At 60.3% G+C, this 13027-nt stretch carries 13 protein-coding genes and 4 tRNA genes; 7 read left to right on the plus strand and 10 right to left on the minus strand.

What is annotated here, in order from left to right; translation table 11 throughout:
• The first annotated feature begins 81 nt into the window (after positions 1-81).
• From ACQK2M_RS15540 to ACQK2M_RS15550, 3 genes are all read left to right on the plus strand, one after another.
• Positions 82-1251 (plus strand): cystathionine beta-lyase, encoded by a 1170-nt coding sequence (locus ACQK2M_RS15540; RefSeq protein ID WP_425418533.1) that lies wholly within the window; start codon positions 82-84, stop codon positions 1249-1251.
• Positions 1252-1412: 161 nt separating this feature from the next.
• Complete coding sequence (locus tag ACQK2M_RS15545) at positions 1413-1634, plus strand: hypothetical protein (protein ID WP_223479276.1); 222 nt, start codon at positions 1413-1415, stop codon at positions 1632-1634.
• Positions 1635-1778: 144 nt separating this feature from the next.
• A complete protein-coding gene (locus tag ACQK2M_RS15550; protein WP_425418534.1) occupies positions 1779-3053 on the plus strand; it encodes a hypothetical protein in 1275 nt (424 codons plus the stop codon).
• A gap of 54 nt (positions 3054-3107) precedes the next feature.
• On the opposite strand, the gene ACQK2M_RS15555 is transcribed toward ACQK2M_RS15550, so the two are convergent.
• Positions 3108-3184, minus strand: a tRNA-Arg gene (locus ACQK2M_RS15555).
• Between ACQK2M_RS15555 and ACQK2M_RS15560 the strand changes: the two genes are divergently transcribed.
• Positions 3157-3429, plus strand: a complete 273-nt coding sequence (locus ACQK2M_RS15560; RefSeq protein WP_425418535.1) for an integrase core domain-containing protein — start codon at positions 3157-3159, stop codon at positions 3427-3429. The two genes, ACQK2M_RS15555 and ACQK2M_RS15560, sit on opposite strands and share 28 nt — an antisense overlap.
• 38 nt (positions 3430-3467) lie before the next feature.
• Here ACQK2M_RS15560 and ACQK2M_RS15565 read toward each other — a convergent pair whose 3' ends face one another.
• The 6 genes from ACQK2M_RS15565 to ACQK2M_RS15590 form a co-directional block, all read right to left on the minus strand.
• Positions 3468-4295 (minus strand): FkbM family methyltransferase, encoded by an 828-nt coding sequence (locus ACQK2M_RS15565; RefSeq protein WP_425418536.1) that lies wholly within the window; start codon positions 4293-4295, stop codon positions 3468-3470.
• A 23-nt stretch (positions 4296-4318) separates the two neighbouring features.
• Positions 4319-4395 (minus strand) — tRNA-Arg (locus tag ACQK2M_RS15570).
• A gap of 54 nt (positions 4396-4449) precedes the next feature.
• Positions 4450-4755 (minus strand): ETC complex I subunit, encoded by a 306-nt coding sequence (locus tag ACQK2M_RS15575; protein WP_223479273.1) that lies wholly within the window; start codon positions 4753-4755, stop codon positions 4450-4452.
• A 41-nt stretch (positions 4756-4796) separates the two neighbouring features.
• Positions 4797-4873 (minus strand) — tRNA-Pro (locus tag ACQK2M_RS15580).
• Between the two features lie 58 nt (positions 4874-4931).
• Positions 4932-5444, minus strand: a complete 513-nt coding sequence (locus ACQK2M_RS15585; protein WP_425418537.1) for a DUF192 domain-containing protein — start codon at positions 5442-5444, stop codon at positions 4932-4934.
• A 31-nt stretch (positions 5445-5475) separates the two neighbouring features.
• Positions 5476-6054, minus strand: coding sequence for a cold-shock protein (locus ACQK2M_RS15590; protein ID WP_425418538.1), 579 nt, complete (start codon positions 6052-6054; stop codon positions 5476-5478).
• Positions 6055-6258: 204 nt separating this feature from the next.
• Between ACQK2M_RS15590 and ACQK2M_RS15595 the strand changes: the two genes are divergently transcribed.
• The 3 genes from ACQK2M_RS15595 (at position 6259) to ACQK2M_RS15605 (ending at position 8196) form a co-directional block, all read left to right on the plus strand.
• Positions 6259-6699, plus strand: a complete 441-nt coding sequence (locus tag ACQK2M_RS15595; protein WP_425418539.1) for a VOC family protein — start codon at positions 6259-6261, stop codon at positions 6697-6699.
• Between the two features lie 175 nt (positions 6700-6874).
• Positions 6875-7939: a D-Ala-D-Ala carboxypeptidase family metallohydrolase gene (locus tag ACQK2M_RS15600; protein WP_425418540.1), complete on the plus strand. Its 1065-nt coding sequence runs from the start codon at positions 6875-6877 to the stop codon at positions 7937-7939.
• A 181-nt stretch (positions 7940-8120) separates the two neighbouring features.
• A tRNA-Glu gene (locus ACQK2M_RS15605) sits at positions 8121-8196 on the plus strand.
• Positions 8197-8738: 542 nt separating this feature from the next.
• Here the strand turns inward: ACQK2M_RS15605 and ACQK2M_RS15610 are convergent.
• From ACQK2M_RS15610 to ACQK2M_RS15620, 3 genes are all read right to left on the minus strand, one after another.
• Positions 8739-9890 carry an acyl-CoA dehydrogenase family protein gene (locus tag ACQK2M_RS15610; RefSeq protein WP_425418541.1) on the minus strand — a complete coding sequence of 384 codons (1152 nt, stop codon included), beginning with the start codon at positions 9888-9890 and terminating at the stop codon, positions 8739-8741.
• A 12-nt stretch (positions 9891-9902) separates the two neighbouring features.
• The gene (locus tag ACQK2M_RS15615; protein ID WP_425418542.1) at positions 9903-11999 is read right to left on the minus strand and encodes an acetate--CoA ligase family protein; all 2097 of its coding nucleotides are present in this window, start codon (positions 11997-11999) and stop codon (positions 9903-9905) included.
• 84 nt (positions 12000-12083) lie between these two features.
• A complete protein-coding gene (locus tag ACQK2M_RS15620) occupies positions 12084-12926 on the minus strand; it encodes a p-hydroxycinnamoyl CoA hydratase/lyase (RefSeq protein ID WP_425418543.1) in 843 nt (280 codons plus the stop codon).
• Between the last annotated feature and the right edge of the window lie 101 nt (positions 12927-13027).

Below are 13027 nucleotides of genomic sequence, written 5' to 3' on the forward strand. Positions count from 1 at the left end.
CAGTCGCGAGTAACGCCTTCCTTGTTTTCGCGCAAGAAATGCGTATCGCATCAGGCCAAACAAATACGGAGAACAGTCAGAATGAGCGACGGGAACAGCAAGAGCCAGGGGATCAACACAAAGCTTGCGCATGCGGGCTACGCGCCGCGCGACTTCCACGGCTTCGTCAATCCTCCGGTCGTCCACGCTTCGACCGTCCTCTTTCCCGACGCGCAGACCATGCGGACACGCAACCTGCGCTACACCTATGGCACACGCGGCACGCCGACTTCGGAAGCGCTCTGCATCGCGATCGACAGCCTGGAAGGCAGCGCCGGCACGATCGCCGTTCCGTCGGGCCTGGCCGCCGTCACGGTTCCGCTGCTCGCCTTCCTGTCTGCGGGCGATCACATTCTGCTCGTCGATACGATCTATTTCCCGACGCGCCGTTTCGCCGACACGATGTTGAAGCGGCTCGGTGTCGAGGTTGAATATTACGAGCCGGAAATCGGCGCCGACATCGCGAAGCTCGTCAAGCCGAACACACGCGTCATCTTCACCGAATCGCCGGGATCGAACACCTATGAAATTCAGGACATCCCGGCGATTACCGCTGTCGCGCGTGAACACGGCATTATCACCATGCTCGACAACACCTGGGCGACGCCGCTCTTCTTCAAGCCGCTCGATCACGGGGTCGATATCTCGATCCATGCGGCCACGAAATATCCCGGCGGCCACTCGGATATCCTGCTCGGCACGGTGTCGGCGAACGAGAAATGCTGGGAGCAGCTATACAATACCTATCTCACACTTGGCACATGCGCCGGTCCGGACGACGTCTATCAGGGGCTGAGAGGCCTGCGCACCATGGGCCTGCGACTGAAACACCACGAGGCTTCGGCGCTGGAGATCGCGCGCTGGCTGGAAGGGCGTCCGGGCGTGGTGAAGGTTCTTCATCCTGGCCTCGAGAGCCATCCGGGTCATGCGATCTTCAAGCGCAATTTCAGCGGTTCGAGCGGCACGTTCTCCTTCGTTCTGGAAGGCGGCGAGGCGCAAGCCGATGCATTCCTTGATGCGCTGCGCATCTTCGGGCTCGGCTACTCCTGGGGCGGTTATGACAGCCTTGCTGTCAATGCCAGCCTCGCGGACAGAACGGTCGCGTCGCGCGATTACGGCGGCGCGATCATGCGTTTGCATATCGGCGTTGAAGATGTCGCCGATTTGATGAGCGACATCGAGGGAGCGTTGGCGGCGGCATTGGCCGCCTGACGCCGGTCGACCCGGCTCCCGTCTTCACGATCATGATCCATTCATGACTGCCGGGATCAACGAATATCCAAAGCAATTTCGGGGCTCGCGGTTTCGGCTGCGGATGCAACCTCGGGCGCGCGCATGCGTTTCTTGAACAGAAACAACAAAAGGAGTCCGTCATGAGCACGCAGGATTACGCCATCGCAGAACAGGACAACGGCTGGATCTACGTCATCGAAGGCCGTTCCTCGGCCGTTTTCGCTTCGCGTGAAGAAGCCGAAGAGGCCGCTCAGTCCGCCGTGAAGAACAGGGCGGAACGCGACGATGAACTCGAGCAAGGGCTGGAGGAAACGTTTCCGGCCAGCGATCCGGTCTCGGTCACCCACCCAAACAGCAATTGACGGAAACCGGGTCACGTTTTGCAGCGGAGCGCCAGGTTAATTGACCGTTACGGCGCCCGATAAACTCTGCGGGAAGGTGTTAAGCCTCCCGCAGCTTCCCTAAGGTTAGTTGGTATCGATTCGACTCATCCGAAAGGGAACCTGATGCCAGCCGCCAAAACCAAGAAGACCGTCGCGCTTTTCGCCACAACCGCCCTCGCATTTTCCGCGGTTGGCGGCGTGCATTTCGACAAGGGCGGCGTCGATTTCGTCGCGAAGGCCGAGGCCAAGAGCAGCAATGCGGGCGGCAACGGAAATGGTGGCGGAAATAGCGGCAGCAACGGCAACTCCGGCGGTAACAGCGGCAAGAGCAGCAATGCTGGCGGAAACGGCAAAAGCGCGTCCGCGTCGGGTAAGACCAAGGGCAACGCAGCGTCATCGAACGGCAGCGGTTCCGGGAACGGAAAGGGCCTCGGCAATCTTTTCAGCAACATCTTCGGAAAGAACAAGGTCGACACCAACAAAACCGCTGCCATTCCGTCCAACTCCGGCAAGAAATCGGTTGCGGCAACGAAAAAGAAGGCCGTCGTCGCAAAGGCGAAGAAGCCCCAGACCCGGAAGATCACCAATCTTGCAGAACTTCCCGTCCCGGCGGCTCGCCCGAACCTCGCCAAGGAGAAGAATTTCAACGCGAAGCTCGCCGGCCTCAACTCGCTGAAGCGCAATTATCACGCATATCTGAACGCCGCCGATCCGCGCATGACGGGCATCCGGACCTATGTCCTTGCCTATGTGGATTACGAGAACGCGGTCGACGATCTCGCATTGGCCGAACAGCGCCTGACGGCCGCCGAAACAGCCTTGGCCACGCTGCTGACCGACACCTTCTCGTCCATCACGCCCTATGAAACAACGGCCGGCACGGCGTTCACCTATGACGGTATCAGCCTTGACGGCCTGGCGACCCGGCGCAGCGAACTCCAGACGGTGCTGGACGGGCTTTCGGACCCGGCGAGCCAGGAAACGCTTGATCTCCAGGCGGAGATCGCCGCGATCGATTCGCTGATCGGAAGCGCGGACGCCACGGTCGCGCCGAGCGCCGAGGTTGTCGAACTGGAAGCCGCTCTCGGCGACGTCACGACCCTGAATACGCAGATCGCGGGTCTCGAAGGCCAGATCACGGATGAGGAGCTGATCGCCGCCCTCCTCGCCGCCGCCAACGACAACCGTGTCGCCGAATATGGCGAAGACGCCTATGTCGACGAGGAACTTCTCGCCTGGGCCAAGACGCTACTGGGTGTCGATGTCATCGGCGAGGACGGCACCGTCGAGGAGGATGTGATCGGCAAGATCGACGAGATACGCGATTATCTCGCCGCGCAGGCGCAAGCCGTGGATCCGGCAACCGACGAACCGATCATCGTCCCCGACGAAAGCTGATTTCCCCAAGGGCGGTGTTCAGCGCCGCCCTGCCCTCTTTAAACAGATATGAACTGGCGACCCCGGCAGGATTCGAACCTGCGACCATCGGCTTAGAAGGCCGGTGCTCTATCCAGCTGAGCTACGGGGCCGTTGTTGCGCTGATGATTTGCCACCATGCACATCGCCGTCAAGCGCGCGGCCAGCCGATGCAAATCGGTTATGTCGAGAGCTTCAACGGACGGATGCGGGACAGTTCCTGAATGAAAGCCTGTTCTTCGGCATCGATCTTGCGCGCAGCGCCATCGCTGAATGGAGAGAGGGTTTCAACACCGCGAGGCCACGCTCCTCCCTCGGTTACCAGACTCCGGCCGAGGCCCTAATCGCCGCTGGATGAAAATTCAGTGGCAGGTCAAATGAATACAAAGAGCATTTTCATGTATTCTTAATGTACAGAAAGTTCACACCTAGCGCGTCCTTATAGATTGCGCTGTAGCCGAGATGAGTAAGGTGGTCGTGCGTTTCCCGCACGCGCCGTGCTGCAAGACGATTGGGTTTGAGGAGTTCGTCATATTCAACACAGATTTGCAGCGGCAGTGCGTCTTTCTCTGACAATGAGTTCAGCACCTCGACCTCTGCTCCCTCAATATCGAGCTTTAAAAGTGACACTTCATCAATGTCAAATTCATCGAATAAGTCATTGTAAGAAAGGGCCTTAACTTCAATAAATTCGCCCTTCTGGCTGTATTCATTCTGAAAGTCTAAAGCAGAGTGGGAAACGTGGTCTGGGTTCTTGGGCAGAAATAACTTCAAATTGCATCGCTCCGACCAAAGCGCCCTTTCCAGCAAGAGCAACTTACTTGGGTCCGCTTTGGAGAAATCCTTGATGCCGTAAAGCTCCAATGAACCAAGCGTGCCTTGTCGCGCAGATTCGGTTATTAGCGCTATTATTTCTTTGACATGTTTAACCGCGCGCGGTGTTGGATCAACAATGATGACCTTGGCCCCGTACTTCGCAGAAAAAAGGACATCGAAAGATATATCTTCACCAGCCCCGCAGCTTACTATCGTTCCTCCTGTAAGATTTGGCTCGTCTGAAAATGTCCATCCGCCATACTCTGTTCCAAGCGTAAGGAGCGATTTAGAAGTACCCTCGACAGGAATTCTCGGGCGCTTTCCAGAAGTCTCATTGATAAAGTTGCGCACGCTGTGCTTGATAAACCTGAGGGCACGGAAAATTGCGGTAGACCGAAAATTACTCATTTCCCGACCCTATACATAAAATATGGCGACCCCGGCAGGATTCGAACCTGCGACCATCGGCTTAGAAGGCCGGTGCTCTATCCAGCTGAGCTACGGGGCCGTTGTTGCGCTGATCATTTGCCACCATGCGCATCGCCGTCAAGCGCGTGGCGAATCAATGCGTCCAAGGGGCCTTGCGGTCGAATTTGAAATTGTCAGAATAGGCCATGACCCGCCGTTTCGTCTGATTGGGCTCGTCCAGGCGATAGGCAATTCCATGCTTTTCGGCATAGGCGACCGCGTCATCGCGGCTCGAAAATTTCAGCCTTATCTGGGCCAGCGGATCGGCCGACGACGTGTAGCCCATCAGGGGATCGATGGTGCGCGCGGTTTCGCGGTCGAATTCGAGGATCCAAAGTCCGGTCTTGGCCTTGCCTGACTGCATGGCCGTTTTCGACGGGCTGTAAATACGGGCTGACACGGGCACCCTCCTTGTCACCTGACCTCACCATCCGAAACCGCTGGTCGGAGCGGCAGGATTCGAACCTGCGACCCTCTGGTCCCAAACCAGATGCGCTACCAGGCTGCGCTACGCTCCGACACACCGCGTTTCGGCGGAAGCCGTCGCATACAACGGCCAACCGACGACGGCAACCATTACTGTCGTTCACCAGCCGAAATTGTCGGATGCACGAACAGATCTCCCGGTTTCAGGCCGTACCGCGCGCTCAACCCGGCATTGATTTCAAGAACGTAGCGCACTGCTTCCTTCGACGGAACGCCCTCGACGGAAAACGGCGTCGTGTCCGCCGCGATCGAACTCAATTCGCCGTCCGGCAGGATAAACAGCATGTCCAGAGGACGCGGCGTGTTCTGCATCCAAAAGGCCACGGGGCGTGTCTTTTCGAAGACAAACAGCATGGCGCGGTCATCGGGGAAAACATCGCGGAACATCAGTCCGCGCGACCGTTCCGTCGGGCTGTCGGCCACCTCGATATCGAAAGTGGCAATCACCTTGCCGTCGCGCTCCACCGTCAGCGGAGTTTCGTCGACAGGCAGCAGCATCGGCGAACCGGTCGCCGCACCCTGCGCGCGAACAATTGCCGCCGGCGCTGCAACAAGCATTGCGCCCAGCATCAGGGCGCGAAGAATGAAGTGAAATCGTTTCATGATACCCGGTCCGTTCAACCGGCGCTATTCATCAATGCGGAGATGGCAATTGTGTGCCGAGATCAGGATAAATCTCCGCCGCCATGAGCCCCTTGTCGCCATTGCCGAACCGGACGATGACCACCTGTCCGGCGCGCAATTCTGTAAGACCGAAGCGGCGCAGGGTTTCCATGTGGACGAAGATGTCCTCGGTGCCCTCGCCGCGCGTGACGAAGCCAAACCCCTTGGTGCGGTTGAACCACTTCACGATCACGCGCTCGAGCCCGCTCGTCGGCGTCACGTGCACATGGGTCTTCTGTTCGGACTCGCCCGGATGCACGGCGGTGGAATTGTCCATCGACACGACATGGAAGGCCTGCAGGCCCCGGTCGCCGACGCGCGCCTCGCAGACGATGCGCGCACCTTCGAGAGCAGTCTGATACCCGTCGCGGCGCAGGCAGGTCACATGCAGCATAACATCTCCCAGACCTTCCTGATCCGGGACGATGAAGCCGAAACCCTTGGCGACGTCGAACCACTTGATGGCGCCGGAAATCTCGAAAACGTCCGGGCTTTCGGATTGTGCGGCGACACGTCCGAGGCTAGCTGCCGATGATCCTTTTTCCCCCATGAGTAGCGCTTTTGTCCCGATAACCGACACTGATTCTCTTTTTGGAGGATAGCATCGGCAGGTCCGATCACCACAAGGCAGAAACTTGGTTTTTCACACATCGTTACGTTTTTTCGGTTCCGTCCGCGCGAACCGGGCACTTCCTCCCCTTGCGCCGAGCGATACGGACACTACAAAACCGGACGGAAAACGGAGACAAACACAATGCGCTATCTGCACACCATGGTTCGCGTGCGCGACATCGACGATTCGCTGGACTTCTATTGCAACAAGCTCGGCCTTGTCGAAGTGCGCCGCATCGAAAACGAGGGCGGACGGTTCACGCTGATCTTTCTCGCCGCGCCCGACGACAGGCAGGCTGCAGAAACCTCGGGGGCCCCGATGGTGGAGTTGACCTACAATTGGGACCCGGAAGACTACGAGGGCGGGCGCAATTTCGGCCACCTCGCCTATGCCGTCGACAACATTTACGAGACTTGCGAGAAACTCGCCAAGGGCGGCGTCACCATCAATCGTCCGCCGCGCGATGGCCACATGGCCTTCGTCCGCTCGCCCGACGGCATCTCGATCGAGCTGCTGCAGAAGGGCGATGCGCTGGAGAAGGCAGAGCCCTGGGCATCGATGGAAAACACCGGATCCTGGTAGGTTTCGACCGGATTTTCGCGACAAATCACGTTTTGGCCCGATTTGCCGTCTAGCGGCAGATGGCGGGCTAAGGCGTGCATTTGTAGAATCATGCAGTATTCGGGTAACCTTCCATTTACCGCGATGGTGGCTTACAAGCTACATCGCACGCGTTTTGGGGACACAAGGCGGGACATTGACCGGCAACACAGCTTACAGCCTTACCGGCAGGCGCCTTCGTTGGCTGGCCATTCTGGTTGCGGCCACGATCCTCAGCGGGTGCATGGCATCGGCGCTCGACCCGTCGGCGATCAGCACATCCCAGGCCGGCCAGGGATTCTCCTTCACCGACGAAGCGGCATTTTCGGGCATGGATGCCGAGGGTGCACTGGCGGCTACCCCGCCGGCAGCACTTGGCGATGAAGAGGCCGCGCCGGTTGCGGCTTATGCCGGTGACGAGCCGCTGACGACGGGATCGACGACCGCGGTTCCCGCGACGGCAAGCAACGAATTTCCCGCCGCGCCCGGCGGAAGCGACGACAATCTGGATGCCGCGACGGCGCGGATTTATTCCGCTGCCGGACCGCAGATCGACACGACACCACGGCCACCGGTATCCGGCATAGCCAAGCGCACCGGCGCCCTCCTCTCGCTATTTTCCAATCGCAACGGCAGCGCCCGCAAAGCGGTCGTGCCGCCTGCGCCGGTTTCACAGAACGGCGCCACCGCGGAACTCTGGAGCGCTCCGGACAAGAAAGCCCGCCCGCTCATTGCGAGCGCCAGCGCCGGAGCATTGCCCGGCGTCGACCGTGACCGCGCGCTCGGCCTCAACAATTCTGCGAGCGCATCCGCCGACAAGAACGACAAGCCAATTCGCGTCGCATCGGCCGCCGGCCTGGCGCGTCTCGCTCCGAATGGCTTGCGTGTCCAGCACGACAAGGTGGATATCAGTTGCCTGAAGCCTGCCCTCGTCAGAGTGCTCAAGCAGGTCGAAGGCCATTACGGCCGCAGCGTCGTGGTCACTTCGGGCTTCCGCTCACCGTCACGCAACAAGAAAGCCAGCGGCGCATCGAACTCGTTGCACATGTACTGCTCGGCCGCCGATATCCAGATCGAAGGCGTGAGCAAGACCGAGTTGGCGTCCTATCTTCGCGACATGCCGGGGCGCGGCGGCGTGGGCACCTATTGCCACACGCAATCCGTTCATATCGATATCGGCCCGAAGCGCGACTGGAACTGGCGCTGCGGTCGCCGCAAGTAACCGCAACTCCCTGATTTCCTAAATTTTTCCACACGTCCTCGCTTGGCATGCGGCGCGGGAAAACCGCCATGAGACGCGCAAAATCAGACCTTCATCCGCTTGTGGCAAAAAATCATGAAAAGGCGCGGCAATCGGGCTTGCGGACCGCGAAGAATGTTTCTATAGACCCGTGACCTGATCCGCGCCCATCGTCTAGCGGTCTAGGACGCCGCCCTTTCACGGCGGAAACACGGGTTCGAGTCCCGTTGGGCGTGCCAGTTTTCTCAACAGATTTCTGAATTGGCTTTTTCGCTGTCCGGTCTTTATCCGGCACCGAATAAAGCGCCCCTATTTTTTTGATTCGGATATTTGTCAGCCGCAGCTCGACTCCGGGTTTCCCGGCCAAGGGCACACAACCCGGCCCCGAATCCGCCCTTGAATCCCGAAAAGTCAGTCCCCGAATTCGGGAGTGACAGTTTGCAAAGACCACATCGGCAAAGCATCGCCGAACCGCGAAGCTCACATGGACATTCATGTCGTGAAGAATGAGTGCTCTCAGCGCTTGGCGACGATGCGACGCTGGGCCTGCCAATCAGACAGCAGTGGATTCTGGCCGAGCCACTTGGCGGTCTTTGCCGCCATTCGCCGTTAAGGCTTCCGCGCATGGAGCGAGTGGCGGCTCACGCCAAGCCGCATCGAAACCTCCGCGACTGAATAGCGGCGCTCAGTTGTCTGCGCCACTGCATCGCGGCTCAAGCCGTCACCGAAATTGCCGGGCCCCATCACGGCCTCCTTGCCTCAAAACAAGGGAAGAAGGCGTTTACTTCGACTTAAGCCCCATCAGCGCCGCAATCAGATTACGCAAGGTCTCCGATGTCCCCGCAGCGATCGTAGCACTGCGCGCGTCGCGATAATGGCGCTCCATGGCGTATTCGCGGCTCAGCCCGTAGGCGCCCATCAGTTGCACCCCTTCGGCCGCCACTTTCACATAGGTTTCAGAGGCAAAAAGCTTGGCCTCCGATATCTCGCGCAACGCGTTCGCCCCGGAGCCCGACAACCAGATCGCCCGCAACGTCAACATCCTGGCGGCATCGACCTGCGTTTGCATATCCGCGATACGGTGGGCGATCGCCTGGAATGTGCCGATCGGTCGGCCGAACTGCACCCGTTCTTTCACATAGGCGGTGACGAGATCGACCACGCCTTGCGCTCCGCCGCAACTCGATGCCGCCGAAACCGCGCGTTCGTATTGCAGGCCCGACATCAGGCATTGCCAGCCATGCCCCTCGCCGCCGATCAGATTTTCGGCAGGCACCAGCGCGTCGGTGAAGAAGACCTCGTAGGTACCGCTGCACCGGCGCCCGAGCATGTCGAGCTTGCGCAGCCTGACGCCCGGCGCCTTGCTGTCGATCAGGAAAAGCGAAACTCCCTCCCGGTGCGAAACCGTTCGGTCGGTTTTCAGATAGACGCTGAGCATAGCGTCCTTCAGGCCTGCTCCGGTGACCCAGAGCTTCTGTCCGTTAATGCGGTAGTGGTCGCCCTCGCGAACGGCGTGGGTGGTCATAGCCGTCGCGTCCGATCCCGCGCCGGGCTCGGAAATGCCGATCAGCATCTTCTGCTCCCCGCTCAGAATCTTCGGCAACCAGTGTTGTTTCTGCGCCTCGGTTCCGTTGCGCAGGATGTTCAGGCCACAGAAGATCGCGCTCGAGTACGGCATGCAGAGATCGCTGCTGTGCTTCGAGATTTCCTCGACGAGCAGAGCCACGTCGGAGGCATCGCCGCCAAGCCCGCCATACTCTTCGGGAAAGGGCAACTGGATCAGACCCGCTTCGGCCCATTTACTGTAGAGGTCCTCGGGATAGCTGCGTTCCGCATCCCAATGTCCGATTTCCTCGGCGGACGCATGGCGCTGCATGATCGTGGCCACCGTCTCGACGAGCATCTTCTGTTCGTCGGAAATCGCAAAATCCATTGTATTCTTTCCCTATTCCACGCGAACAAGCGCATCGAGAGCGCGCGTTCCCTCGCCCGCGCCATAGACCAGGAGCGGGTTGATCTCGACTTCGGCCACCCGCGGATATCGCGCGACGAAGTCTCCCAATCCGCAGACGGTTTGCGCGACCGCTTCCAGGTCGCATACGGCACTGCCGCGATAGCCTTGCAGAAGCTGTGCGCCCTTCAACCGGCCTAGCGCTTCAATCACTTGCGCCTTCGTGCTGGTGGCCGGCAACAACTTCAGATCCTTGAATAGTTCCGTGTAAACGCCGCCCAGACCGACGAGAACGACCGGGCCCCATTGCGCGTCGTTACGCGCTCCAACGATGAGTTCCACGCCTTTTTTCGCCATTTTCTCGACGAGAACGCCCTCGACCGGAGCATCGGGTGCGTTGCGCGCCAGATTGTCCATCATGCGTTGCCAGCCAGCGCGCAGCGCCGCCTCGTCGGCAAGTCCGAGAACCACCCCGCCGACATCGCTCTTGTGCGGCAGATGCGCGGAATGCACCTTGATGACGACGGGATAGCCGAGCGCCTCCGCGGCGAGGACAGCCTCGTCGGCGGTCTGCGCTATGCGGAACTCGGGAACGGAAAGGCCGGCGCCACGCAGCAATTCCTTCGACTCCGCCTCGGACAACATGCCCTGCCTGACGCCAAAATCCGGCGCGGGCGACGGCAGTGCGCGCTCATCGCGCTGCGGCTCTGCAGCCAACAGCACCGAAATGGCGCGCACTGCCCGCTCGGGAGAACGGTAGAACGGAATGCCGAGCGTCCTGAGTTCGGCGATGTAATCGCTGCCGATATCGGCATCGTCGCCGACCATCGAAAAGATAATTGGCTTCGATCGCTCGTGGCGGCGCAGGATATCGATGAGCGGGGGCATCTTGCGCTCCGCCATCGCCCGGCTCGTCAGGCTGATCGCAAGCATTGCCACGCCGACCCGCTCGTCGGCGCCGATGGCGTCGAGCGACTGGCGGTAGATGTCGGGATTGGTCATCGCCTGCGCGGTCAGGTCCAGCGGATTGACCGGCTGTATGAAGCCCGGAGCCATGGCGGCCAACCGCTCGGCGACCCCCCCTTCGGGGGACGGCAAGGGAACGCCCTGCTCCTCGCAATAGTCCAGTAGATGCGCACTGAGCGCACCGGACTCGCCGATCACGCTCAGGCCCGCCCCGGACGGAAAACCGAAGCGCTGAACGAACTCGGCGACGTCGATAAGCTGTTCAAGCGTGTCGACGACGGTCACGCCCTTGCCGCGCGCCATCGCGCGCATGACCTCGTTGTCGCCTGCCATCGCGCCGGTATGGGTTTTCGCGGCTTCGCGGGCCGCGACAGACTTGCCCGGGTGAAGAAGAATGATCGGCTTGCCGATTTCGCGCGCCCGGCCGGCGAGTTCGAGAAAACGCCGCGCGTCGCGCAACTGTTCGCCGATCATCGCAATCACGCGGGTGCTTGCGTCATCGAGCAGGAATTCGAGGAAGTCCTCGATCCCGTTGGCGGCCTCGTTTCCGGTCGAAATCGCATAGCTGACGGCCAGGTTGCGGCCGTGAAAGGCGCCGCGCACGACCACGGCCATCGCCCCGCTCTGCGAGACGATACTAATACCAGGCGCCGTAACCGGAATGAGGTCGGTCGCGCTGAAGGTGAGCGGAATGCCATCGACGAAATTCATCATGCCGAGGCAGTTCGGCCCCTCGACCGCCATGTTCGCATCGCGGGCGATACTGCGGATCTCGTCCTGTGCGGCGCGCCCTTCCTCGCCCAGTTCCGCGAAGCCCGCGGAAAAAACGATGACGCCGCCGACCTTGCGCGCCGCGCAATCACGCACAGCCTGCAGCACGGCGGCAGCCGGAATCGCGAGCACGACGCAATCGACGTTCTCGGGCAGCTCGGCCAATGACGGTACCGCCTTCCGTCCTTCGATTTCGGATGCCTTCGGATGAACGACGTGGACCGCACCAGCAAACTTTGCGCGTGCCAGATTGTCGAGAACGCTGTTCGCCAACGCCTTCCGGGTCGCCGACGCGCCAACGACCGCAACGGATCGCGGCCTGAGCAGCCGCTCGATTGGGGCTCGTCTATCCATGAGCTTTCTCCCTGAATCCGACCTCTGAGGGCAAATCACCCGACCGCCAAGCCCCGCTAAACCTGCGGGGCCCGGCCACCCGGATCACGAACGCGAATACGCGCCCAGGCCGGGTTTGTAGGTCTTGTCATCGAGGAACTGCTTGATGCCCTCGGTGCGGCCCTTCTCCGGATCCATAAAGGTCGTCTGGTCGCCCTTGGCCATCAGATATTCGCCCGCTTCCTCCCACGACATCTCCTGGATGTAGCGATAGGACAGCTTGGTGTTGCGCAGCACCAGCGGATTCTTGCCCAAAAGCACCTTGGCCAACTCTCTGGTCCGCTCCGTCAGCTGGTCGGCCGGAACGGCTTCGTTCACAAGCCCGAGTTCCGCAGCCTTGGCGCCTTTGAATGTCTCGCCGGTCATCATGTAGTAGAGCGCCTGACGGTCGTTCACCAGCGTCTGCACCGCTTTCGGCACCACGCCACCCGGGATGATGCCCCAGTTGACCTCGGAGAGACCGAAAACCGCGTCTTCGGACGCGATGGCGAGATCGCAGCAGATCAGCGGCGTGAACGCTCCGCCGAAACACCACCCATTGACCATGGCGATGGTCGGCTTTCCGTACATCATCAGCCGCCGCCACTGCCAGTCGCGGTTCACGCGGTAGGCCCGCTTGCGATGAAGATCCGACATGCCGTCGGTTTCACGGAAGAACCCCTTCAAATCCATGCCAGCGGAGAAAGCTTCGCCCTCGCCGGTCAGGACAAAGACGCCGCAGCGCTCGTCCAGCTCCAGCGCGTCCATGACCTCGTTCATCTCATAGCCGAGTTCCAGGCTCATCGCGTTGCGCTTTTCGGGTCGGTTCAGCCGGACCCACGCGATACCATCCTCGAATTCCACCGTGACGTTCTTGCCGCCCGGAACACCTTCCGCAGTCTTTGCCATGCGTCTCTCCCTATGGGTGATATAATCAGATTTGCTGCTATTTACTCAGTTTAGCTGATAATATGCATAATGCCGCGCCACCCTGCGTGTCAAGCGCGGCT

The organism is Oricola indica (assembly GCF_965227485.1).
GTDB classification, from domain to species: Bacteria; Pseudomonadota; Alphaproteobacteria; order Rhizobiales; family Rhizobiaceae; genus Oricola; species Oricola indica.